Annotated in this window: 18 protein-coding genes and 1 pseudogene; 7 read left to right on the top strand and 12 right to left on the bottom strand. The window is 59.7% G+C overall.

Features of this window, described 5'->3' with window-relative positions; translation table 11 throughout:
* Positions 1–104: 104 nt before the first annotated feature.
* Positions 105–1,364 carry an IS256 family transposase gene (locus tag CNE_RS13790; RefSeq protein ID WP_013952233.1) on the bottom strand — a complete coding sequence of 420 codons (1,260 nt, stop codon included), beginning with the start codon at positions 1,362–1,364 and terminating at the stop codon, positions 105–107.
* Positions 1,365–1,606: 242 nt separating this feature from the next.
* Positions 1,607–2,692 (bottom strand): MraY family glycosyltransferase, encoded by a 1,086-nt coding sequence (locus CNE_RS13795; protein ID WP_041228065.1) that lies wholly within the window; start codon positions 2,690–2,692, stop codon positions 1,607–1,609.
* A gap of 537 nt (positions 2,693–3,229) precedes the next feature.
* Here CNE_RS13795 and CNE_RS13800 point away from each other — a divergent pair.
* From CNE_RS13800 to CNE_RS13830, 7 genes are read left to right on the top strand one after another with little or no spacing between them, the layout of a single operon-like run.
* A complete protein-coding gene (locus CNE_RS13800) occupies positions 3,230–4,255 on the top strand; it encodes a glycosyltransferase (protein ID WP_041228067.1) in 1,026 nt (341 codons plus the stop codon).
* Positions 4,255–5,415 carry an FAD-dependent oxidoreductase gene (locus CNE_RS13805; protein ID WP_013957719.1) on the top strand — a complete coding sequence of 387 codons (1,161 nt, stop codon included), beginning with the start codon at positions 4,255–4,257 and terminating at the stop codon, positions 5,413–5,415. The genes CNE_RS13800 and CNE_RS13805 overlap by 1 nt, the downstream gene beginning before the upstream one ends.
* Positions 5,412–6,200 (top strand): NAD-dependent epimerase/dehydratase family protein, encoded by a 789-nt coding sequence (locus CNE_RS13810; RefSeq protein WP_013957720.1) that lies wholly within the window; start codon positions 5,412–5,414, stop codon positions 6,198–6,200. Before CNE_RS13805 ends, CNE_RS13810 begins: the two co-directional genes overlap by 4 nt.
* Entirely contained in the window at positions 6,197–7,033 is an 837-nt protein-coding gene (locus CNE_RS13815; RefSeq protein ID WP_013957721.1) for a sugar phosphate isomerase/epimerase family protein, read from the top strand. Before CNE_RS13810 ends, CNE_RS13815 begins: the two co-directional genes overlap by 4 nt.
* A complete protein-coding gene (locus tag CNE_RS13820; RefSeq protein WP_013957722.1) occupies positions 7,030–7,386 on the top strand; it encodes an EamA family transporter in 357 nt (118 codons plus the stop codon). Before CNE_RS13815 ends, CNE_RS13820 begins: the two co-directional genes overlap by 4 nt.
* A gap of 21 nt (positions 7,387–7,407) precedes the next feature.
* Complete coding sequence (locus CNE_RS13825) at positions 7,408–8,226, top strand: glycosyltransferase family 2 protein (RefSeq protein ID WP_041228069.1); 819 nt, start codon at positions 7,408–7,410, stop codon at positions 8,224–8,226.
* A 9-nt stretch (positions 8,227–8,235) separates the two neighbouring features.
* The gene (locus CNE_RS13830; protein ID WP_013957724.1) at positions 8,236–11,166 is read left to right on the top strand and encodes a hypothetical protein; all 2,931 of its coding nucleotides are present in this window, start codon (positions 8,236–8,238) and stop codon (positions 11,164–11,166) included.
* A 250-nt stretch (positions 11,167–11,416) separates the two neighbouring features.
* On the opposite strand, the pseudogene CNE_RS39265 reads toward CNE_RS13830, so the two are convergent.
* The 10 genes and pseudogenes from CNE_RS39265 to CNE_RS13875 all read right to left on the bottom strand — a co-directional run.
* Positions 11,417–11,773: pseudogene (locus CNE_RS39265) on the bottom strand (IS630 family transposase); the annotation flags it as partial.
* Positions 11,774–12,113: 340 nt separating this feature from the next.
* Positions 12,114–13,013, bottom strand: a complete 900-nt coding sequence (locus tag CNE_RS13835; RefSeq protein ID WP_013957727.1) for a hypothetical protein — start codon at positions 13,011–13,013, stop codon at positions 12,114–12,116.
* Complete coding sequence (locus tag CNE_RS13840) at positions 13,010–13,600, bottom strand: histidine phosphatase family protein (RefSeq protein WP_013957728.1); 591 nt, start codon at positions 13,598–13,600, stop codon at positions 13,010–13,012. Before CNE_RS13840 ends, CNE_RS13835 begins: the two co-directional genes overlap by 4 nt.
* A 19-nt stretch (positions 13,601–13,619) precedes the next feature.
* On the bottom strand, positions 13,620–14,672 hold the full coding sequence (locus CNE_RS13845; protein ID WP_013957729.1) for a glycosyltransferase family protein: 1,053 nt from the start codon (positions 14,670–14,672) through the stop codon (positions 13,620–13,622).
* A gap of 1 nt (position 14,673) precedes the next feature.
* Positions 14,674–15,657, bottom strand: a complete 984-nt coding sequence (locus tag CNE_RS13850) for a glycosyltransferase family 4 protein (RefSeq protein WP_013957730.1) — start codon at positions 15,655–15,657, stop codon at positions 14,674–14,676.
* Positions 15,654–16,706: a glycosyltransferase family 4 protein gene (locus tag CNE_RS13855; protein WP_013957731.1), complete on the bottom strand. Its 1,053-nt coding sequence runs from the start codon at positions 16,704–16,706 to the stop codon at positions 15,654–15,656. The genes CNE_RS13850 and CNE_RS13855 overlap by 4 nt, the downstream gene beginning before the upstream one ends.
* Entirely contained in the window at positions 16,703–19,246 is a 2,544-nt protein-coding gene (locus CNE_RS13860; protein ID WP_041228072.1) for a glycosyltransferase family 4 protein, read from the bottom strand. The genes CNE_RS13855 and CNE_RS13860 overlap by 4 nt, the downstream gene beginning before the upstream one ends.
* A 6-nt stretch (positions 19,247–19,252) precedes the next feature.
* Positions 19,253–21,421: a glycosyltransferase family 2 protein gene (locus CNE_RS13865; RefSeq protein ID WP_041228073.1), complete on the bottom strand. Its 2,169-nt coding sequence runs from the start codon at positions 21,419–21,421 to the stop codon at positions 19,253–19,255.
* On the bottom strand, positions 21,418–22,392 hold the full coding sequence (locus CNE_RS13870) for a glycosyltransferase family 4 protein (RefSeq protein ID WP_013957734.1): 975 nt from the start codon (positions 22,390–22,392) through the stop codon (positions 21,418–21,420). The genes CNE_RS13865 and CNE_RS13870 overlap by 4 nt, the downstream gene beginning before the upstream one ends.
* Before the next feature lie 135 nt (positions 22,393–22,527).
* Entirely contained in the window at positions 22,528–23,778 is a 1,251-nt protein-coding gene (locus CNE_RS13875) for a glycosyltransferase (RefSeq protein ID WP_049800621.1), read from the bottom strand.

Genomic DNA, 23,778 nt, shown 5'->3' on the forward strand with positions numbered 1-23,778 from the left:
CTTGGCTGGCGAGTGGCGCGCCCACTGGCGTGGGCCTGTCAGTTTTTTTGTGTGCAGGGCAGTTAAAGGCTCATCGTCATTTCGACCGGTGAGCCAGCATTATCTCAACGATGTGGATGGGTGAAGCGCTCCTCGTAGAGGATTGCAAACTGGTTCATGGCAGCCTTCCAGTCATGCGTTGAACTGCCCCACTTCCCGGTGATGTTGCGCAGGGCCAGCCACAGCAGCTTGGTCGCCGCTTCATCGCTGGGGAAGTGACCCCGCGTCTTGATGATCTTGCGCAGTTGGGCGTTGACGCTCTCGATCGCGTTGGTCGTGTAGATGATCTTGCGGATCGCCGGCGGGAACGTAAAGAACGGGATCACCTGGTCCCACGCGCGACGCCAGGACGCGGCGATCGGGGTGTACCGCTTGCCCCATTCCCCTTGCTCGAAGGCCGCCAGCTCGGCCAGCGCAGCCTCCACGGTGGGCGCGGTGTACACGGGCTTGAGCGCCGCAGCCACGGCCCGGCGCTCCTTCCAACTGGCGTATTCCAAACTGTTCCGGATCAGATGCACGATGCAGGTCTGCAGCGTGGTGTTCGGGAACACCGCGGCCAGGGCCTGTTCCATGCCCTTAAGACCATCGGTCACCGCGATCAGTATGTCCTGGGTGCCACGGGTCTTCAGGTCGTTGAACACCTTCATCCAGAACTTGGCACCTTCGGTGGTCTCGATCCACAGGCCCAGGATGTCGCGCGTGCCGTCCGGCAGCACGCCCAAGGCCAGGTAGACGGCCTTGTTGCGCACCACGCCGTCCTCACGCATCTTGACCCGCAGCGCGTCGAAGAACACGACCGGATACATCACCTCAAGCGGGCGGGCCTGCCAGGCAGTGACTTCGTCCATCACTGCATCGGTCACCGAGCTGATGAACTCGGGCGAGACCTCGGTGCCGTACTGTTCGGCCAGAAACGCCTGGATCTCGCGCACGGTCATGCCACGGGCGTACATGGCGATGATCTTGTCGTCGAACCCGGTGAAGCGCCGTTCGTGCTTGGGAATCAGGATCGGATCGAAGCTGCCATCGCGGTCGCGCGGGATGTCCACCCTCAGCGGGCCATCCTCGGTCAGGACGGTCTTGGCGCTCTTGCCGTTGCGCTGGTTGGCCGTGCCGGCCGGGCGCTCCGCGCCCGGCTGGTAGCCCAGGTGATGGCCGAGCTCGGCGCCCAAGGCGCGCTCGATCAGGGCCTTCTTGAACGCCATCGAGGCGTCCTGAACCGCCTCGGCGGTCATGGGGCCCTTCACGAAATGGGCGATCAGGTCCTCGGGAATGGCCGGCAGCTCACGGTCTGCGGCTTGGCTGGTTTTCGTCTTGCGTGGCATACATGCTCCTTATCGACATGTTATGCCCTAAACACAAAATTTCTGACAGGTCCACTGGCGTCGCCTCCAGTGACCTTTAGAGTTATCTCATTCTCCGCCCGGCCTGTGCCGCCCCCGCTACTTGCTTGGGTTCCTTGAAGGAGCGGCAACTAACACGTACTTGCGCAGGGTCCCCATGGCTCATCCGCCTCGCTCTAGCACCATTCAGCAATGAACCGCGTGACAGGCGGCTGAATGTCGGATCAATAGGATTTGCGCGTCAATCTAACCACAATACGACGGCCTACTCGTATCAAGCGCCACGCGTTGCGCATGATCATCAAGTGAACAAGGACTAGCCCAAGAAAGAGAATAAATAGCGTCTGTTCAGAATATCCTGCTTTCCAGCCATATACGCCGCAAAACCCAAATATAGCGTTACTGACCAGGATGACCCAGACAATTGCGTCAGGCCCTAGCCCTAGCCTGAGCAGCACGTGATGAAGATGTGTCCTATCCGCCGCCAGCGGGTTCTTGCCCTTCAGTACCCGTCGCACTACCACAGTGAAGAGGTCAATCAGGACAAATCCAAGTACCCATAACATCACCACAGGAGGTATTTGTCGATCCGCGTTATAGCCACGCTGCGAGAGAAGAACCGCGAACCACACTATACTGAACCCCAGCATTAAACTACCGGCATCCCCCAGAAAGACCTTTTTTCCTCCCCGAAATGGATTCTTCATATTGAACAAGAGAAAACCAAGAATGGCACCGCAGAATATTACGCACATGCGTTGAGCGGCACCATTATCGACCTGCCCTGCCAAATATGCGAACCACGCAAATGTGATGGCGGCTAGCCCTCCCGCCAAGCCGTCCAGACCGTCACACATATTCATGGCATTAATTACGGCGACGGCTGCAAAGAGTGTCAGAGGAATTCCCCAATTACCCAGTTCAATTTCTCTGCGACCAAAAATATCTCCAAGCGTACCAAGATAAATTCCACCCCATGATGTCATCAGAATGGCCGCCAGCAACTGAGCTCCAAGCTTCGCCACCGGCGACATTCCCTTCATATCATCGATGACCCCCACAATTGCCAAGAGTGTCAAGCCCCCCAAGAGGGCGACATAGTACCCGTGAGAACGCATGAACAGCATCGCACCCGCCCAGACGGCGATCGTGATGGCAATTCCGCCCACTAAGGGTATTTCGCCATGGTGACGCTTGCGCGAGTCGGGCCGGTCGACCAACCCGCCTACAATTGCCACCGGTCGCAATGCGACTACCGCGATGACCGTGGCCAACAGCGAGAAAAGTGGAACCCAAAAAAAATCAAACATTTAGAAAACCCGAATAGATCCTGCACAGCCTGTTTGTCCGGCTCGTGCAGAGCATGCCCGGAGCACGTCAAGCAGGCTCTTCCTGTAGCTTACCCTGCTCATCGCAACTTGCGCTCGGTGGAGCGATACGTGAAGAAATGTTGCAGAAGCACGAGCCCAGCCTGAAGTTGGCCGCGATTGTGCAGGACTATATACTATGTGCACCGCGTCCTGTGCCCCACTGCCCTGCCTTAGGGCCTCCTATCGCTTACAACGGGGGCGGAGTCTTCCCCATTCCATGGCATTAACGCCGACAATATCTGCTCTGAATGGCCATTAAGTGCCCACAGGCCAAAGGCGAAGGCAACGGCCCCGGTTACAGTTCGACATACACTTAACAGGCTGTTGCAAGCAGCAGCCCCTCCAAGACTGGTAGCGGAGTCGGCGGCCCGGGGGCGCCGAAGTGATAGCCATATCCCCGCACACCGATTAAAATATCGCGATTCTTCAGGCCTTGGCTGTCGACACGTGACTCGCTGCGATCAAGAGAACAGGACTTTGCCCTATTTCCCCGTATTTATTTCCGTTCTCTTCGTGGTGCGCAACGAAGCTGCGCAGTACGAAAAGATCCTCTCCGAAGCATCTGCGGCGATTGCGCCACTTGTGAGCGACTATGAGCTGATCGTGGTCGACAACGCATCGACCGACGACAGCGTCCAGACCCTGAAAAGCCTTTCGGGAGAAGGCGGTCTTCCCAATCTGCAGATCTACGCGTTGACCAAGGAGGTCGACACAGACACGGCCGCATGGGTGGGCCTGGAAAATGCCCTCGGGGACTTCGTCGCGGTTGTCGATCCATTTGTCGACGACATTACCTTTCTCCCCGAAATGCTCGACAAGGCAGCAAGCGGCGCGGATGTCGTCTTCGCGACGAACAAGCAGAAACCGGCGCAAGGCTTGCTGTACCGCGGTGCGTTCGGTGTGTTTAACGGCCTGTTCAGATGGTTCAGCGGGGTGGACCTCGCTCGTGAGGCGCCACAATATCGACTTCTTAGCAAGCGCGTCATCAACTTCATACTTCAGCACCGACAGCCGGCGCTGACCTATCGCCACCTGCCTGCCACGGGAGGCTTTGCGCGCGCCAACCTCGCGTACAGCGCCGCGCCCCGGCAAGCGCCTCGCAAGCGCCTGGGCAACAGCATCGATCGGGGCATGCGACTGCTGGTCTCCACGACGCGCGCGCCGATGCGGCTGGTGACGGTCTTGTCGCTGTTCGGCGCGGTCGCCAACCTCCTGTATTCGGCATACGTTGTCGTGATCTGGCTCTTCAAGCCCGACGTCGCGCCAGGATGGATCAGCCTTTCGCTGCAACAGTCGGGCATGTTCTTCCTGATTTCGATGGTCCTGCTAGTGCTTGGCGAGTACATCCTTGATATGGCGACTGCCTCCAACGAGGGACCGCTCTACCACGTAGGACAGGAATTCACGAGCGCGCGCATGACGCGCAACGAGAAGCTAAATATCGAGGTGGTAGCGTCTGTACCGTCCGAGAACCGGACTGCGAAGCCGCAGCAGATCACCTGATGGCCAGTGTGCGCACCATTTACGATGCGGTCATCATCGGCGGAGGGTTTTACGGCGCAGCCATTGCCGTCTATCTCGCGCAGCAGCGCGGACTGAAGCAGATCCTGCTCGTCGAGCGCGAGCCGGCATTGCTATCTCGCGCCTCCTATAGCAACCAGGCGCGCGTCCACAACGGGTACCACTATCCGCGCAGCTTCACAACGGCCTACCGGAGCCGGATCAACCTTCCACGCTTCGTCCGTGACTGGCCGCAGGCGGTCAAGCAGGATTTCACCAAGCTGTATGCCATTGCCCGGCGCAACTCCAAGGTCAGCTCACGCCAGTTTCAGCGCTTCTGCCAAGAAATCGGCGCCCGGATCGAGCCTGCCGGTCCGACGCTGCGCAACCTGTTCGCACCGCGGCTGATCGAAGATGTGTTCCTTGTCGAAGAGTACGCGTTCGACACTAGACGGCTCGCGGAATGGGCACGTCGTGAACTAGAGGAGCACGGCGTTGAAGTCTGCTGCGAGACCGTGGTCAGCGCCATTTCGCGCAGCGACCCCGGACTCTGCGCCGTTGAAATGCATGACCGCGCGGGGAATGGACGCGTGGTCAAGAGCGCCAACGTCTTCAATTGCACGTACAGCGGGCTGAACCAGTTTGGCGGAGACTTTCCGGGCACCCGGACGGAGCTGAAGCAGGAAATCACGGAGATGGCGCTGGTGGATGCACCGGCCGGCCTGAAGGATATCGGCATCACTGTCATGGACGGCCCATTCTTCTCGATGATGCCCTTCCCTGCGCGCGGCTTGCACACACTTTCGCACGTGCGCTATACCCCGCATCTGCATTGGGACGACTGTGGTGGTGTCAGTCCCTACGACCGACTCGCGGCATATGACAAGGCCTCACGCGTGGACCGCATGATTCGCGACGTTTCGCGCTATGTTCCTTTGGTCGCCGAAGCGCGTCACATCGATTCGCTGTTCGAGATCAAGACCGTCCTGCGCAAGAACGAGGGGGACGATGGCAGGCCCATCCTCTTCGAGAAGCACGCGGAACTGCCTGGCTGTTATTCGATCCTCGGCGGCAAGATCGACAACATCTACGACGTCCTTGAAAGACTGGATGACGAAACACTCACTCCGGCGCCCGCCTCACTGAGCAAAAGCAACATATGAACAACGCACTGATCGGCTTCTCGGGCTTCGTTGGCACGACGCTTCTTAGGCAAGCCCCTTTCGAGGCCTTGTACCGCTCGACCAATATTGGCGAGATCGATGGCAAGGACTTTGACACGGTGGTCTGTGCCGGCGCGCCCGCTCAAAAATGGATCGCAAATCGCGAGCCGGCAGCAGACCGTGAAAAAATCGAAGCGCTCATCGCCCACCTTCGCACGGTCTCATGCAAGACGTTTGTCCTGATCAGCACTGTCGATGTGTTCAAGACGCCGGTCGGCGTCGATGAAAGCTCGCCGGTGGACAAGAGCGGATTGCATGCCTATGGCCTGCACCGCCTAATGCTCGAGGAATTCGTCGCCAGCCATTTCGCGAACCATCTGATCGTCCGCCTGCCTGGCCTGATCGGTCCGAGCCTGCGCAAGAACGTTATCTTCGACTTCCTGAACGACAACAACCTGCACGCGATCGACAGTCGTGGCGTCTTCCAGTTCTACCCGATGGTCAATCTCTGGTACGACATCGAAGTCGCGTTGCACGCGGGCCTAAAACTAGTTCACCTGACCGCCGCACCAATCAGTGTCGCGGACGTGTCGGCTCAGGGCTTCGGCAAGCCGTTCGAGCAGGTGGTGGGTGACAATGCCACCCGCTATGACTTGCGCACGCGCCACGCGGCAGTGTTCGGTGCCTCGGGCGTATACCAATATGACCAACGTGCGACGCTGCAGGCGGTCCGCGCATACGCCCAGTCCGAGCCGCGCACCTTGAAGGCCGGGAGCGGGGCATGAGAATCGCTATCTCGAACATCGCCTGGGATGTCGCCGAAGACGAGTCTGTGGCGGCGCTGTTGCACAAGTTCGGCGTCGACGCGATCGACGTAGCCCCTGGCAAATATTTCCCGGATCCCGAACATGCGAGCGATGCCGACATCGCGCGGGTGCGCGATCAGTGGAAGGCACACGGGATTGAGCTGACCGGCATGCAATCGCTGCTGTTCGGTACTTCCGGGCTCAATCTGTTCGGTTCGTCGGCAGCGCGCTCGGCGATGCTGCATCGCCTCGCCGCCGTAGCACGGATCGGCGGCAAACTTGGCGCGACCCGACTGGTATTCGGCTCGCCAAGGAATCGGGATCGCGGCGCCCTTGACGATCGTGAGGTTACAGAGATTGCCGTGCCGTTTTTTCGCGAGCTGGGCGACATTGCGCATGGCCACGGCGTGACGTTCTGCCTCGAGCCCAACCCGGTGTGCTACGGCGCGAATTTTATGACCACCAGCGCAGAGACCGTGAACATGGTGCGGCTGGTCGCCCATCCGGCTATCCGCATGCAGTTCGACACCGGATCGCTGGCCATCAATGGGGAAGACCCCGCCGACGTGCTGGAGCACAACGCCGATCTGATCGGTCATGTCCACGCCAGCGAGCCCCAGCTGGTTCCGCTGGGTGATGGCACGACCGACCACGCTGCCATGGCTGCACAACTAGCCACGCACCTGCCCGGACACGTCGTCTCCATTGAAATGGTAGCCAAGGCGAACGAGCCGCACCTTCCAGCCATCCAACGCGCGCTGGCGACAGCCCAACGCTGGTATCGGCAAGCACCAGGAGTCCCACTCGCATGAAATGGCTGATTCTGATTCTAGGCATCGCCAGCAACGCATCGGCCAGCGTACTGGTCAAGATGGCGATGATTCCCCCCCGCAGATTTCCCTCGCTAAGTGAACCGCTCGCCGCCTTCACCAACTGGCCATTCTGGGTCGGCCTCGGCCTGTATGGCGCAGCCTTTCTGCTCTATGCCGCGGCGCTTGCCCGGCTGCCGCTCAACGTCGCCCACCCCGTCCTGACATCGGGGGCCGTGGCGACGGTAGCAACGCTTTCGGTGCTCATCTTCCGCGAGCCTTTTCACTGGACTACCGGCGCGGGCATCCTGCTTGTCATCGCGGGCGTCGTCCTGATCACCGCCAAGGTGGCCTGACCGTTAACCATGACCCGAACGATGAAATCTGAAATCCCTTCCGACACGCGAGCAACTTGGCAAGTGCCGACGTACGACATCGCGATGTGGGAGGGGCGACGCCACCCCTGGTGCGTGATCATTCCGGTGATCAACGAAGGCGAGCGCATCCGCACCCTGCTTGCGCGCATGTCGGCCCTGCGGATCGCGGACATCGCGGACATCGTCATCGTCGACGGCGGAAGCACAGACGGCTCGCTTCAGCACGAGTTCCTGCGCAGCCGGGACGTGGCGGGACTTATCGTCAAGACCGGCGCCGGCAGGCTGAGTGCCCAGCTGCGCTGCGCATACGCATTCGCGCTCGATCAGGGCTATGACGGCATCGTGACGATCGATGGCAACGACAAGGATGATCCCGAGGCAATTCCGCGTTTCGTGGAAGCGTTGAAGAACGGTGTCGACTTCGTGCAGGCGTCGCGCTTCCTCGCCGGTGGCCTCGCCGAGAACACGCCGAAATCGCGAGACCTGGCGATCCGCTTCATTCACGCGCCTGCGCTCAGCCTGAGCTCAGGCTTTCACTGGACAGACACGACGCAAGGCTTCCGGGCCTACAGCAGCCGTATGCTCCTCGATCCCCTCGTGGCCCCGTTTCGCGATGTCTTTTCGGGCTACGAGCTCCTCGCCTACCTCTCTTACCGCGTACCGAAACTGGGCTATCGGTGCCAGGAACTCGCGACGGTGCGCCGTTATCCCAAGGGGGAGGTTCCGACCAAGATCGGCGGCATGCGGGGCAATCTGAAGCTTCTCGAAGTCCTGTTCCGTGCGTGCGCGGGCCACTACAACCCTAAGGCCGTCTCGTAAGTGACAAGCGTGTCGATCCCACTGCCATCGTTTCCACAAAAGGCCGCGGCGATCCTGTCGGCTTGTGCCGTCGCCGCCATGGCGCTGTCAGCTGCCCTGACCTTCACGAACGCGCCCGTCTACTCCGACTTCATCGTCGGCAACACCGCGTGGCACGCGAACACCAAGCTGCAGGACCTAATGGCACCGCCGATCGCGATCCTTGCGTTCATCGCCACGCTGTGGAGCATCGGCGCGCTGCTGCGCATCCAGGAATCCAGGCACGGGCAGGCACACGCGGAAGCACTCGCTGGCCAGTTCCTGCTGTGGACGCTTCCGTTCGCCATTGCCGTCGGTCTGCTTGCCGTCGGCTTTCCCGCAGACCCCAACCTGATACAAATATCAGCCGGCGGCGTGGTCGCGCTTGCGACAATATACGGCTGCGGATCTGGACGCACTTCGCAAATTGCGCCGGCTACTGCCGGTGTGCTGCTGTTGGCGGCCATGCTGCTGGCTACGCTACCGCTCGCCGGCGCGATCGTACATGGACGATTCTTCACACCGGAAATCAGCGCTGCCCGGCTTGCCTCGCTCACGAAAATTTCCCAGGCGCTGATGTGGGCAGGTCTGGTCGCAGCTGCCGCGCTCGCATGCCTCAGGCGCAGTTGGGCGGAGCGGTGCCTTCCATTTGCCGCGCTTGCCGCGCAGATGGGAACGACGACGCTGATGGTGCTACTGATTCCCGCAGGCTGGCTCACGGCAAATGGAACCGGGAGCGGTTACCACACGCACCACCGGCTCGATATCCTGGTCGCCGTGCTCGTCGCATGGGGCGCGGTGGATGCTGTCGTACGCGCCGTCCGGTGGCAAGCGTCCGTCGATGCAAACCCCGGCGCGCTTTGGTCACCTGTCGCTTTGTTCGGATTGCTCGTGGCGATCAAGAGTGGCATGACCCAAGCGCCGCTTGTGCCGGCTGATGACTATCACTTCGGCGAGTATCTACTCGGATGGTGGTCCTACCTTCAGGGCGCGGTTCCCTATATCGATTACATTCCGGCGCACGGCATCGCGGAAGACGATCTGCGCGGCATCGTGGCGGTGCTGTTCTACGACGGTACCGCCGCGGCCATCGGCGACGCCACTCGCCTGGCCAGCGCCTTGCTGTCGCTCGTCGCCTATATGTGCATGCTGCGTTTCTCGCGCAGCCTGGCGCTGGCGTTCGTTGCAACGTTCATTATCGGCGACCGCCTGCCATGGTTATTCCTGACGCCATTCATCTGCCTGTGGTGCAGCCCGACGCTGTTCGCCCGTCCGTCGCGCTGGCTAGCATGCTGGCTGTTAACGGTGCCGGTCGCGATTCTTGGGCTCCCGCCCCAAGCCAGTCTGCTAGTTGCCGGATCGGCGCCGCTGGCGGTATTTGCGATGTGGCGCTGCTGGAAACATCCGGAGCAGCGTGAATGGAAATACCTGGTGCCGGCACTTCTCCTGCTCGGACTCGCGACACTCGCCACGCCACTGGTGGCGATGCTGCTCGGCGCCGCCCGGTATGTCCTTGAGAACGGCCCAATCAACCAGGTCGCCTATGGGATTCCCTGGCAGGCGAGCTGGAACGGCGGCCCGCGCTCTGGCCTTTTGTATGAGCTTCTGCGCGGCTCATGGGTGCTGACACCCTTGTTCGGGCTCTGGCTAATGCTCAGTGCCCGGCGCGACGCCACCCGGCGCTGGCAGATCCTCCCGCCAGCGATCGTGCTGATGATCTTCGTGCTGCTGCTTATTCCCTACTCGATGGGACGCATCGACGCCAACGATCTATCGCGGCCTGGCCGCGTCGCCATTTTCAGCTGCGCCGTGCTGCTCCCGATCCTGCTCTGGCGCGTAGGTCGCCCCGGTCTGCAGGGCGGTGTGCTTGTGCTGGCAGCCGCCATGGGCAGTGCCCTTGGTTTCGGCCCGCTCACAGTGACGCCACTGTTCGCGGCCTCGCCTTCGCGGATCTGGGTGGGGTCGCCTCGGGACGGGGCATCGGTGGGGCTGCCCAATCTCGGTACCGGGATTGTCCAGGACGACCAATGGCAGCGCTTGACCGAGCTGCGGGAGCGTGTCGACGCGCGGATTGCGCCCGGCGAGCGCTATCTCGACCTGACCTCGCGCAATGCACAGTACTTCTACCTGAATCGTCTACCCCCACTGCCCGTCACTGCAGCCTACAACATGGTGCCTGGCCCGCAGCAATTACGCGCCGCCAGAATGATCATGCGCAATCCGCCCAGGCTGGCACTGTTCAAGGGAGACAACGTCATTCACGACGGCGGCGGCCTCGCGCTGCGCGACCCTCTGCTCTATCGCTTCATCGTCGCACACTACGCGCCGGTCCAGGATGGACCCTTCATCTTTGGCACCTGGAAGAGCAATGACAGCGCCGCACCCGGCAACGCGGAGCCGACGCCGGCCGAGGTGACGCTGTTGGAAAATGCGTTTGCCCCGTCCGATCTGCTGAAGATTCCTGTCGCCTGGGGACGTTCCGACCACAGCCTGCAGCGCAAGATGACGCTGGTCCGAAAACTCGCCCCGACGGTCGCCGGCACCTCGGTAAAAGGCGGCGCCCCGGCCGTCGCGCATGGACAGGACCCCATCGCGCTGCCGCTTTCCCCTGCGCTGGCCGGCAAGTCGGCAGGTCTTCTGCGCATGCGCTTTGCGTGCATCGGCGCCAACGCGCCGCCTCGCCTGCGCGTGCGCTGGTCGACGGATACACTAAGCGCTGACGCCGCGGCCAGCGGACTCGTGTTCACGGCCGACGAAGGCATATTGATCGTCCCGCTCGACGCTTCGCCCCGCTGGCTGACCGCGCGGGACATCACGGGCATCCGGATCAACCTGGAGAATCCGGATGCCTGCAAGAATATCTCGATCGACGATGCCGGACTGTATCAGCGCAACGACGTGGCACACCTGCCGCAATCCTGACGCCCGGCAGCCAGCCCGGAGGTAGCACGACGCCGCATGCGCGCATCACAGGCCATGCCTCCTGAAGCACGGACGCATGCCATCTCGCCGATTCAAATGCATCGCAGAGCGCCAGGCCGACACGGCAATCATGACAGACGGGAACAATGAATCTTCGAGCGCCCGACGGGCCGTCGCTGCGCAACAGCGCCGGCCTGATAGTCCTTGCAGCGGGAATCGTGGCGGCATTGGTGACCCTGACCACGCTGATCTAGTGTCCTGTTCCGCTGATTCGTTCGCAAAGTCTATTTAGCTTGGCGAGAATCGAATTCGCGGTGGCCGTCCAGTTGACTGGCTTGCAATTCTGGTTAATGAGCGACGAAGTGATCGACCTTTTGAACGAACTCCTTGACCGACCTGAATGAGCCACGACGGATGGCCTTGTCAGTGATGATCGAGAAAAAGCATTCGAATTCAAACAGGAACCGTAGTTAGGGATGAAATGCATGTGCCAGCGCGGACGGGCTGGCAACCACGCCTTGATCTTGGGGTGCTTATGGCTGCTGTAGTTATCCACGATGCAATGCACATCGAGTTCAGCGGGGACGGCCTTGTCGATCGAACGCAAGGGATACGAGATACACGGCACCCGCCATGGCACTTTATAGCCAGGCGCGTGCCCCTACAATAGCCTGAACCAACTCTTCTCAAGGAGCGCAAGCAATGGTCGCATGATGGCTAACAGGTTGGACCGGGGCGAGGAAAACCCGATAGGGAACATGAGCCACCAAGCTCGCCAATCAGATGGGGACTTCGCCAGCGAATTCCATATGGGCCAGCAGACCTGAACGGCCTGCACATACGGGTCGGACATAGGGGCTGCCTTCACCTGTCGACCAGCTCGCCTTACAATCCGGGAGGCGTCCACATAAGCATTTCCTTAGCGCACCCTGCCGCTGGTCCTGCCGCTATCTCGACCCGTCCGCGATGGTGCCGAAGCTCTCCACCACGCGCCCTGTATGCGGATGCGGCCGTGTCGCAAAATAATCAAAGAAATGTTGCTGCCAAAGGCTGCAGGCAAGATCCATACGCTTCTTCAACTCCGACGTGAAGGAGCCATTCCTGTCGGCAGCATCTATGTCGTCGCGCATCCGCTGAAGAAGCAAGCGCTCGAATGAATTGACGCAATATGACTCGACCTGCTCCTGATCGAACGCGTAAGCACACGTTCTGAGCTCAGGATGAACCGCCAAATAGGTGCTAAGCAGCCGTTCAATTATGAAAGGCAGATACGACGCCCTATCGGTATGGGCCGTTTCCTGCATTACGCCGCGTGCCGCGGTATGATTGGGCTGACCTTCAAGAAAGCGAGCGATGGGCTCCAGCACGCCTCCCACGTATTGATCCCAGAAGGCTTGGCTACCGACCCAGAAATTGCAGTAGGCCAGGGTACGGAAGTTGTTGCGAGGAGCATGACGCACATCCATGGCCACGCCGCTCGCATCAAGCAAGGCCTGCGCGGCATCGGCAAGCCCGGGATGGGCATACTCGCCCTGCATCCAGACGTTATAGGACCAGTAGGCGATCTGCGGGAACGGATTGATGAACACGACATCAACTGAGTCATTTTCCCGCACGAAGCGCAAGAAACGCTCACCGGAAATCCCAGCCTTCAAGCAGAACTTGGGCGAGAACAGCCCCATATGCCGGTGGCGCCGATGCGCGCCGTTCCGGTAGAGATCGATTAGGAGCTGGAATTCACGCCACTCGGGTCGTGCGTTCTCGAACCGGAGCGGCAGAAAGGCGGGCTCGACGAGTTGCGCTCCTTCCGCGAAAACCGGTTCAAAGATCGCGATATCGGCGCTCATACGTGCCCAAGCCTCTCAACGCAGAAGCGATTCAGATCCGCGCGCCACCTCAAGTAAGTGAAAGAGGCATTGGGCACGGTGAAAGTCGGATAATGTGACTCGATTGGCACGCCTAGCAAGTGCTGCAGGATGACGCTGATTGGCCCGCCATGAGCGACCACGGCCAGCAGGCCGGTGTTTGCGATTCCGGCCATTACAGTCTCGTCCGTCCACGCGCGAACACGCACCGTCATGTCCCAATGCGACTCGCCGCCCTCATAGGTATTGCGGATATCGCGATGGAAATCGGGATAGGCGGAATTGAAGTCGCGCTCGAGCCACGTTCCAAAAATACCGGGATGTGTCTCGGCTAGGCGTGCGTCGAATGCAATCTCCGCAGTATCGAACAGCGTCTCGGCAGTCTGCCTCGCCCGGCGCCAGGGACTACTAACAACACGCGAGGGTGCATAGTCGTACTGCGCCAGCGTTTCGCGCAAGCATTCCGACTGGCTTCGCCCCAGCTCGGACAGCTCGTCCTGGTCATTGGAAATCAACAGGCCATTGGCGTTTGCGTTCGATTGGCCATGACGAATGATCAACAGGTCCATGCAGTCCTCAGTTACACCGTTATTGCGCACCATACATCAGCAGTTCCATGAACGTCCGCGCGGGGCGCTCAAGCCCGAATCGGGCACGCGTATCCTCATGCGCATTCTGTCGCAGTGCGTTGCGCAGAGTTTCATCTCGATACAACTCCTCCATCGCCTCGGACCACTCGCCCACGTTGTTCTCCACCAGCATTGCAGTCTGGCGGTGCGTGATCGCATCCTCGTAGACCGGCGTGCGAGAGTAGATTCCCGGGATGCCAAGACTGCCATAGTCGATGTATTTGATACAGGATTTGCAGCTGTTGAAGAACAACGCATCCGGATCCTCACGTCCGCCCAGAGGAACGATTGCGAAAAGATAGCCGGCATCGCGGATCGCATGCTTATACCCAGTATTGTCGAGGAAACCGCGTGCGCGCAAACGCGGAATGCGAGACATTTCCGGGAAGCGGTCTCCCCAGAAATCAAGCTCCGCTTCCGGATGGCGTTCCATGAAATCTGCGATGACCTGAAGAAAGCCCTTCTTGAAATGGACCAGCTTGATACCGTCTGTATTCGAAAAAAGGATCCGTGGCGGGCTAGCCTCCAGCCATTCGCCGTCGGCACATGCAGACGACTGATGATCGAATCCGTTCGGAATAATCACCACAGATGGCCGAATGCGCCTGAGGCGTTCCTGGAGAACTCGATTGGATACGGTCGCCACGGAAGCATGGCGCACCATCCACATAATATTAGCGAGCAGGTCATCGCTCAGGTCGGTGACGCTGTACATCGGCAAGTCGATGATCCAGTCGTCCATATCGTAAATGGTCTTCAACCCGAGGTCGTTGGCCATCTTCATAAGGTCGACCGCTCGCGTCGAGGTGTGCTTGTTGAAGAGCACGGCATCGAAGCGCCGCAACTGGCTGATCGTCACATCGCCTTCAACTATCTCTTCCCACTCGATCAGTCCCGCGTTGGCCATGTAGGTCAGCAACGGACCAAAACGTGCCGCTATCGACCGCGACATCAGCTTGTCGTGAGAGAGGGAGATACGCTGGACAACCAGTAGGCGAGGAATCCTGTTCATGTCAAGTATCCTCATTTTCCAGCAACTCGGCTAGCTGGCGCCCAATCACTTCTGCGGAGTGCCGGCTCATCGTGCGTTCGTACGTCGCCTGGATCTTGCGCTCCCAATCGGCATCCGCGAGGCTCCCCCTGATCGTGGTCGCCAGCGCCTCCGCGGAGTCCGGCGGCGCATACCAGACATCGTCGCCAAAGTGCTCCCGCTGCCAGGGGCCATCTGCCATGATCATCGGCTTCTTCATGATCGCGGCCTCCAGGCTGGACCGCCCGGGCGGGTCGCTGCTGACCTCCACCATCACGCTGCAGTTGTCGATGATCGACCGAAGCAACGCACTGCACGGCTGCACAAATGGCAGGAATACGATGCGGCCATGCGCTTCCTCCACGCATTGCCGATAGTACTCGTCGTCGCGCGCACCGCCGACAAATACGCCATCCATGCCCAGCATGTTCAGGGCGCGAATAAGTTGCAGCTGGTTCTTGACGGGCTCAATCAGACCAAGACAAAGTGCGTAGTCGCTCGCACCGCAGACCGCAGAAGCCAAGTCCTTATCAACCGGTGCGAGAAAGCGCCGGGACACGCAGGCCGGGACGACCTCCGCCTTGCCATCAGGCAAGTTCACGTAACGACTGAAGTTCAGCAGCTCAGACTCGGATTTGAACAGCAGCTTGTGCACCACGCCGATGATGCCCTCTATCCGGTCGACTTCTGATTGCGACGGCGGCTCGTTCCACCAGACATTCGGCCACAGGAAAATTGGCTTGTTGCGGTGCCGAGCCTCACGAATCATCGCATCGCCATCGGCGTGAACCGAGAAATGCATGATTCCATCATAGAAGCTGAATGGCCGGCTGCCGATGCCATAGATATCCGCGTGGATACCCGAGGTGTTGAGGATCTCCGCCACCTGCACCATTTCAGACTCGCCACCGCCGCTGGTGGCGAAAGCCGTGCTGTAAGTCGTAAGCAAGAACTTCAAGCCGTTCATTTGCGACCTCCCTCTCTGGCAAAGGCAAGCACTTCCGCCCAGTGCGAATCCGATGCCCTGTCCAGCACTTCCAATGCGCGCGAAACGCGCGCCGCGCGGTCAACTGAAGACCCATCCAAGTGCCGGACGACGCCAGCAGCCCACTTACCAGCAGTCGCATCCGGCGCGTAGACGTCCCCTGCATCGCACAGCTCCTCTGCAGCCGTACCACCCCGGACAAGCGCAGGCATGCCCCTGAACATCGCTTCGAGCACCGGCACGCAGAAGCCCTCGTGACGGCTCATGACCAACATGACGTCGCTGTCCTCGAAGCAATCGAGCAGATCTTCGTCATCGAGCACCCCTTTGAAATCCAGATATTCCAGAATCCCCAGCGCGCGGGCGCGATTGATCAGGTAACGCAAATACTCGTGGTTGGGCGTACTGCCGACGATCGACAGCGATACCTCGACGTTATCGTGCCGGAGGACTTGCAGGACCTCCAGCGCGTCTTCGATCCGCTTGTGCGGGACCACGCGCCCAACCATCAACAGGTTCCGGCGCCCGTTCGAACGGGCGCGCGGGCGCCTGCGCTCGAAGCCCGGCATGTCGGCGAACACCGGTGGTATGACATGTACCGGTCTATTATCCACTGCCTGAACCAGGCTGCCTGCTGTGAAGTGCGAGTTTGCCACTAGCACATCGAATCCAACGAGGCGCGGCAACTGCCGGATTGCCTCCGCGCAGAGTTCGGCCGTGCGGGGCTCGAACTCCTGAAGAAGCTCAGGATCCGTGACACCATGAAAATAACAAGCCTTGCGATTCGGAAGCGCCAGCAGCCTGTCGAGCTGCGGATCGACAATGGAGTAGCTCACCAGCAATAAATCATCAGGAGCGATCTCGTCGAACAAGGCGCTTATCGGGCGGATATCCGCGACGCCGATATCGAAATTGCGCGCGTACAACCGCACCTCCCAGCCGGATCGCTGCGCGCAACGCGCAATGCCGAGGCAGTGATTGCCAACGGCGTCTCCGACGAAGATGTCGATAGCGCAGATCATCAGCCTCATTGCTGCCCCCCTTGTACTCCGCCTTCCGCAACGATGGCTTTCAAGCGTGCCTCGTAAGCGCGTGCGACCGCGGCAAGCGAGTAACTGTCTTTGATGCGCTCTTGACCAGCGGCCGCAATGCGCGCGCGCTCCTCAGGAGTTTCATAAAGTCGGCGAAGCTGTTGAGCGGCGATCGACACGTCTGGATCACACCAATATTGGCCTTCACTGAACAGATACTCGCCGGCACGCAACGGAACGAGTTCTCCGTCCACAAGGTACGAAGTCTGCGGGTCGCAGAAGTCGACATTGCCAGAGAAATTGGTCGCCACGACAGGTTGGCCAAGACCCATGGCTTCGGCGATCACACGCCCAAAGCCCTCGCTGCGGTGTAGCGAGATGTATGCATCGCAAGCAGCCATGAAATCGACCGAGTCCTGCCGGCTCATGTGTTCGGACACGATCTGAATGCGTGGATCCATTTCTGCCATCCGTAGGACACCTTGCCAGGTCGGATCGGAGTCGCGCACGTTCATTGCCTTGATCACAAGGCCGACCGGCTCGTTGTCCGAGCCGAATGCTTTCTGAAATGCCTGCACGCCCGCTATTGGGTTCTTGCGGCTGAGCCAGGAGTTACCGTCAAACATCAGATAGAACAGGAAGCGATCTTCAGCCATTCCAAAGCGCTGACGATCCGGGTTCACTGGCTTTGGGATCTCAACGGCCATCGGCATGTGGACAACACGTGAGTGACCAAGGCGCTTATAGACCGCTTCGACGAATCGACTCTGCGCCCAAATTTCGTCCACAAAGCCATGCACCTCACCGAACGCCTGGGGCCAATGGGGCAGCTCCCACGGCCATGCGCCAATCCTGTACGTATTTGAATCGATGATCCGGCGGCCGCCCTCGAGCGCAAGACGGACCATCTCCGGTGGTGGCAAGCAGAACAGGGATACGCCGTAGCGCAGATCGGCACTGAGCAGATGATCGGCAGAGTGGTCGCGCTTTGCCGGCCCCACCATTGGCGCGTTGACAAGCACCACCGGGACCGACAGGCGTTCGAATACGCGCGCTGCTGTTCGTGCGTCCTCCCCAAGACCAAGTGAGCCTTGTGGAAAGCCAACGATATTGACGCCAAACGGCAGCATGCCAAAGCGCTGCGTCGCAGCACCTACGTATTGACCACGCTCATCATCCAGTTGAACGTCCAAGCCAATCAGTGCCTTGTATTCCTTACTCCCTGAGATTTGCCACCACTGCACAAGTCCGCGTATGCCCTCGACGTTGCTCAGGTCGAAACTTGCACGAAGGTCTGGGCGCTCCAACCACAGTGCGTAGAGGAACTTTGGCAACGGATGAAGGCTATCGCGCGCCTGGTATGGCTCTAGCAGGCGTTCCCACTGGCCATCCGCTGACCATTCAAGCATGGGATATTCATTGCGGCCATACTGGTTCCACCATTCGTAGCATGCCAACTGTCCGGTGAACGTGTCCACCTGCATTGCCTTCTGCAAATCTGGGCGCATGCTAAAAATGACCGCTAGGAAACGCGGCAGCCTCAAGACGGCTTGCGAATCGTCAGCCACGCCGTTCAGATAGTTCCAAAGCGGCGTTGTACTCCAGGCTAGTTTCGAATACTCATGCCGGCCAAAGCGCTCCCACCAATTCGCACATTCGAACAGGCCCTTCAGGGAGTCCGTCGTCATCGAAAGCGAGAAATCCGTACGCTCCGCCAACAGAGTTTCGAGAAAACGGGGTAGCCGCACCCCGGTCTGGGCGTCGACGCGCTCGATCTCATTCATCCCGGTCCAAATGCCTGCAGTGGACCAACTGAGACGAGGATACTCTTGCTTACCGTGCCGCTCCCACCAGTTCACGCATGCGAACATCCCGAGCAGCGTGTTCGTCGTAAGTACGGGCTTGAGGTCTGGCCGTTCAGCCAGAAGCATTGGGAGGAATCGAGGTGCAGGTATCCCCAGCGCCATTGGAACACCGGCGGGCTCACTCAGGTGTAGCCATATCGCAGTCGAGCTCCAATTAAGGCGCGGGTACTCTTCGCGCCCGTGTGATTCCCACCAATTCATCGCCGCTAGTTGCCCGGCAAATGTAGACAGGTCCAACGTCCGGTGCAGATCCGGTCTGCTGTTGATGATCAGGTCCAGAAAGCGCGGGAATTCCTCGATGCCGCTACCAGCGATAGGGCGGCGCTCGCTCAGTGCACGAATCAGGGGTTCGGGCTCTAGTACATCCGGGGTCGAGCTGCGCAGCCATAGCGCTACGCATTCCGGAAACTCATCAATCAGCGTATTGCTATCGAACTGATCTATGAATGCCACGTCCTGTTCGCGAAGTTCCCAGTCGAAGTCTGGATAGTCCTTCCGGCCGAGGGCCTTCCACCAAAAATACAGCACCATCCGCCCACGAACGGTGCGGCTTTCGAAGTGCGCCAAATCAGCCCGAAATTTAATCAGGAAATAGATCGCGCTAGGTAACGCGAAGGGTGCACTCTCGAGGGGGTGCCGGTATTCGGCAAGCCAACCGGTAATATTCGACTTCATGCGAGTTCAATGCGAACCGGGGACACGCGAATACATGGCAATCGCGAAGTCTTCCGAATCCAAAGTGAGATTGGGGGAGTAGCAGCGGTCATTCAGGAGTTTCTCACCCCAGCGGGATTTGACGAAGGCAATCTCGCGGTCAAACCGCGCCTTCTTCTCGGGCGTATCCTCATATCCTCGCGACGCCGATTCGTGATGATAAAGTTCGGCATACGGCGTCCACACGTTGCGATAACCAGCCCGCTGCACGCGCAGGCAGAAGTCGACATCATTGAAGGCGACTTCCAGCTGCTCGTCGAGACCGCCAACCTCCTTGTAAATCGATGCCCGAATCAGCAGGCAGGCTGCCGTCACGGCGCTCATGTCGCTACGCAGCAGCGTCCGATAGAAATAGCCTGGGGCGTGGCGCGGCGAATGCTTGTGCGAATGCCCCGCTACGCCTCCCAGGCCGACGATCACGCCGGCATGCTGAACCGTATCGTCGGGATAGAGCAGCTTCGCACCCACCGCACCGACCCTGTCCTGAACCGCCAATGACACCATCTCGGTAAGCCAGTCCGGGTCAATGACTTCGATGTCATTGTTTATCAGACAAATGAAGTCGGCATCGCTGGCCAATGCTACTCGGTTATTGATTCTCGAATAGTTAAAGGGGGATTCGTCACGTGAAACGCGGATGTGTGCGTCGCCCGCATAGGATGCGAACAGATCAAACGTCGGCTGTTCGGTCGAGCCGTTGTCGATGATGGTGATCACATAGTTCGCGTATGTCGTCTTCTCACGAATTGAATCGACACACTGGCGAACGAGAACTGCAGCGTCGCGCGTTGGGATGATGATCTCCACGCGCGGCAACTTTTCCGGCAGGGAATAAACAACCTTGTTGAAGCCGCTCGCTCGCGGTGCGGGCTCTACCGTGCCTGAGACGCCTATGCGCACTAGGTGATCGGCGATTGCACGCTGCGCAGCAGTCGAAGCATAGGGCTTCACCTCATGGCTCGACGCGGTGCTCTGCGGAATCAGTCTCCAGTGATACAAAACCCTGGGCACATGGTGCACGGCGTCACTGCCGTAGGCATCCATCACGCGCAATGCGAGGTCATAGTCCTGCGCACCCTCAAAGCCTATGCGAAACCCTCCCACTTCATGCAATGCGGCCGTCTTGTAGACGGAAAAGTGACAGATCATATTCTGGCTCAGGAAGAGCGCATAGTTGAGATCGCACTTGAAATAAGGCTCCGAGCGGACACCTTCCACGGAAATCTTGTCCTCGTCGCTGTATAGCAGAACGGCATCTGGCCTTGCGTTGATCGCCTCGACCATATGGAACAGCGCAAGTGGATGTAGCTCGTCGTCGTGATCCAGCAGGCCGACATACTCGCCCGCCGCCATCTCGATTGCGGTATTGCTCGCCGCACTGATGTGACCGTTGGTCTCGCGATAGGTCACCTTAATGCGTGGATCGCGTGCGGCATAGGCATCGAGTATTTCGCGAACATGCGGTTCAGACGAACAGTCGTCCGCGACGCAAAGCTCCCAACGATCGTAGACCTGCCCGGCTACCGACTCGATAGCCTTCTGGAGCCATTGCGCCGGCGTGTTGTAGGTCGGCATCGCAATGCTGATCAGCGGCCGCTGGGCCCAACGCGCAGCGCATTCGCGATAGCGCGGGTAGTTCGCCGGCGACGGCTCGTTGTTCTCGATCCAGCGGTCGTAGCTCAGATCAACCTGATTACCTGCGCAGCTCGAACCATTGCCAATACTCTCATCCGTCACAACTATGCGCCGCGAGTCGGGCTCGGCCTGATCGACACCGCCGACAATCTCGATACGCAGATCAAGCACTGAGAACAAGCCCGGATGCGAGACCGCATCGAATCGCAAACCACGCAGCGACGCCGGGAAAACTATCTCCTGATCTACGAAACCATCAGGATCGACATTGAAATAGATAGCACCCTGCTCCGACAGGCCCGCACCGACATCAACATAGAGCACGCAGGGCGAACGGCGCAGATGCTTGGTGGCAAGCCTGAATGAGAACCGCACAACCTGCTCTCGCATCTGCTCCCAGCCCTCTATCAGGAATTGAGGATCTCCGGAGATTGCCTGCCACTGGAACGCGGCTTCCGTGGCGGCCTCGACGTTCCTGAATGCTTTCAGTTGGATTTTCATTTCGTAATCACAGAGCTATAGATTGTCGCCATGGGTTCAAGCACAGCAGACCAGCGAAAGTCCCGCGTCGGGGTATGCTGACTGGATCCAATTGAGCCGCCGATAGCGGCCAGGATCGCGCGAACGATACTTTGGGTATCGGCCGGATCCAGGTAGGCCGCGTCGTCGCCGAAATACTCACAGGTAGACCCAACTTGGGTAACAGCAATGCGGCAGCCGGCTGCGTAGGCCTCGAGCGCCGCGAGGCCGGGCGTTTCAAGCGTACTGGGCAGGCAGAATATTTCACATGCCGCATAGGCCGAGCGCAACAGCAGGGAATCATGTGGAAGGGGGCCCAGATAGGCCACCTGGCTGCCGCCCTCCTCCAGGCATTGGCGCGCGTAGACCGGATCGCGCTGGTGGCCAATCAGAACGAGCTTACGCTCGGGGAAAGCTTTCATCGCCCGCACCAGCGAAAGCTGGTTCTTGCGCGGCTCAATATTCCCGACATTGAGCACAAAGGCGCTGCCGATGTCGAAATGCTCGCGGAACAGATCAGGCGAAACCGCCTCATAGAACATCGGCTCTACACCATTGAGCACCGAGACGAAGCGCTCGCGGGGCTGGTCGAATACGCGCGCGAGCGTGTCGCATTCAATCTCCGAGTTCGCGATCACACGATCGGCCAGCGAAAACTGGTGTGCGATCTCGGCCATCGGATACAGGTGTGCGGTATCTTCGGTAACCCACAAGCTGGACGATACGACCAGCGGCAAACCCAGTTGCCGGACAAAATTGCAGTAGTGGACCGAGCCACCCACGCACGAAAAGAAATGAACCAGTTCGTGATCGAGGAAGCGTGGATTCCAAGGGTCAAACAGCGTGACGTCGATACCGAAGCGCGAAAGATTGCGTTGGTACGCCAGCAACTGGATCTCCCCACCGCCAGGGGTGTGGAATGCCATTGGATAGGTAGAAAATAGTGCCTTCATTCGCAGTACTCTTCACTACAGTGCAGCGACCACGCGGGTCATGCGTTATTCATTGCACGGTGCATGCCGCCGGAGCAACTTCCACGCCCGCCGTCGACATCACAGTCAGGCTCGCCAATTGTTCGGCATTGCCGATCAACATGAGCCTTCCGTCGCGCCTGCTCCAGTGACCCTGTGCGCAGCGTAATGCGTTTGAGCGACCTCCCGGTATAGATCGTCATAAGCCTTGCCAAGCGCGGTGCCCGAAAACAAGCGCAAATATCGTTCACGCGCGGCCTTGCCCATCCTCGTAGCAAGTGCCGAATCAGCCAGCAATTGGCGAAGCGCTGCGGCCATCTCTGTTGGCGCCTCAGGCGGAACCACGAAGCCGGTCACACCGTGCTCGTTCACGAACGATGTGCCACTACCAATCTCACAACAGACCATTGGCTTGCCGAACATTGCGGCTTCGACCAGCACCATGCCGAATGCCTCCGATCGGAGATGCGACGGGAGCACAAGCGCGCGGCAGCGGCGTAACAGTGCGACCTTCTCTGCGTCGGAAACCTGACCGGCAAACACAACCCGGTCGGCGCGATGCTTCACAGCCAGCGCCCTCAGGCGTTCCATCTCAGGGCCGGATCCTGCGATCACGATCGTTGCCGGTACATCACCTGCAGCCTCAATCAGTGTGTGCAGGCCCTTGTAGTAGCGAAGCACGCCAAGCGCCAGGAAGACTGGAGCACCGGCGCAATCATCATCCAGGCCGAAGCGCGCAAGCAGCGCCGCGTCGTTCGATGTCGGCGTCGCGCTAGCGTAGTCCCCGATACCCAGCGGAATCGCATGCAGCCGCCGCTTTTTCACCATCGTTCCGAGTACCGGACTCGTGTGGGCATATGTCGGAGACGTCGCAACTACCGCATCCATCGAGTCGAGCATTCGCCGCATTAGCGGCTTGTACAGCATTCCCAGATAGCGCTGGCGAACAATATCCGAATGATAGGTCATCACCGCCGGCTTGTTCCTTCGGCCCAGCATGCGCAGCATGTCGCCGAATGGCCACGGGAAATGAAAGTGAAGCACATCAGCCCAACGCTCGAGCGCGCGAAAGCGGAGCAGGGACTGGGGTCCACCGAGATCGCAAGAAGCCGGCGCCGCCCACGACCTGGTACGAACGACCTGGGCCTCAGGCAAGCTCACCACTTCCGGCTCTGGCGTCGGCGACAGCGTGAATATCCGCGATTCGATTCCGCGCTCAGAGCAAGACAGCGCAATCTGCCGAATAGCCTCCTGAAGGCCACCTGGCGGATCAGGAAAGTAAGTGCGATAGATATGCAGCACGCGAAGCGGCCTCACGCCGCCGTCAGTACCGGCAGCGCGTCCAGGGGGGCATACGGGCAGTCGCAT

Origin of the sequence: Cupriavidus necator N-1 (assembly GCF_000219215.1) — a bacterium.
In the GTDB taxonomy this organism is placed as follows: domain Bacteria; phylum Pseudomonadota; class Gammaproteobacteria; order Burkholderiales; family Burkholderiaceae; genus Cupriavidus; species Cupriavidus necator.

Coding starts and splice junctions, on each gene's coding strand:
- CNE_RS13870 (WP_013957734.1), bottom strand. CDS start 22,392: ATGAAGGCACTATTTTCTACCTATCCAATGGCATTCCACACCCCTGGC.
- CNE_RS13815 (WP_013957721.1), top strand. CDS start 6,197: ATGAGAATCGCTATCTCGAACATCGCCTGGGATGTCGCCGAAGACGAG.
- CNE_RS13810 (WP_013957720.1), top strand. CDS start 5,412: ATGAACAACGCACTGATCGGCTTCTCGGGCTTCGTTGGCACGACGCTT.
- CNE_RS13805 (WP_013957719.1), top strand. CDS start 4,255: ATGGCCAGTGTGCGCACCATTTACGATGCGGTCATCATCGGCGGAGGG.
- CNE_RS13860 (WP_041228072.1), bottom strand. CDS start 19,246: ATGAAGTCGAATATTACCGGTTGGCTTGCCGAATACCGGCACCCCCTC.
- CNE_RS13875 (WP_049800621.1), bottom strand. CDS start 23,778: ATGCGACTGCCCGTATGCCCCCCTGGACGCGCTGCCGGTACTGACGGC.
- CNE_RS13840 (WP_013957728.1), bottom strand. CDS start 13,600: ATGGACCTGTTGATCATTCGTCATGGCCAATCGAACGCAAACGCCAAT.
- CNE_RS13820 (WP_013957722.1), top strand. CDS start 7,030: ATGAAATGGCTGATTCTGATTCTAGGCATCGCCAGCAACGCATCGGCC.
- CNE_RS13845 (WP_013957729.1), bottom strand. CDS start 14,672: ATGAACAGGATTCCTCGCCTACTGGTTGTCCAGCGTATCTCCCTCTCT.
- CNE_RS13795 (WP_041228065.1), bottom strand. CDS start 2,692: ATGTTTGATTTTTTTTGGGTTCCACTTTTCTCGCTGTTGGCCACGGTC.
- CNE_RS13790 (WP_013952233.1), bottom strand. CDS start 1,364: ATGCCACGCAAGACGAAAACCAGCCAAGCCGCAGACCGTGAGCTGCCG.
- CNE_RS13835 (WP_013957727.1), bottom strand. CDS start 13,013: ATGAGCGCCGATATCGCGATCTTTGAACCGGTTTTCGCGGAAGGAGCG.
- CNE_RS13850 (WP_013957730.1), bottom strand. CDS start 15,657: ATGAACGGCTTGAAGTTCTTGCTTACGACTTACAGCACGGCTTTCGCC.
- CNE_RS13855 (WP_013957731.1), bottom strand. CDS start 16,706: ATGAGGCTGATGATCTGCGCTATCGACATCTTCGTCGGAGACGCCGTT.
- CNE_RS13825 (WP_041228069.1), top strand. CDS start 7,408: ATGAAATCTGAAATCCCTTCCGACACGCGAGCAACTTGGCAAGTGCCG.
- CNE_RS13865 (WP_041228073.1), bottom strand. CDS start 21,421: ATGAAAATCCAACTGAAAGCATTCAGGAACGTCGAGGCCGCCACGGAA.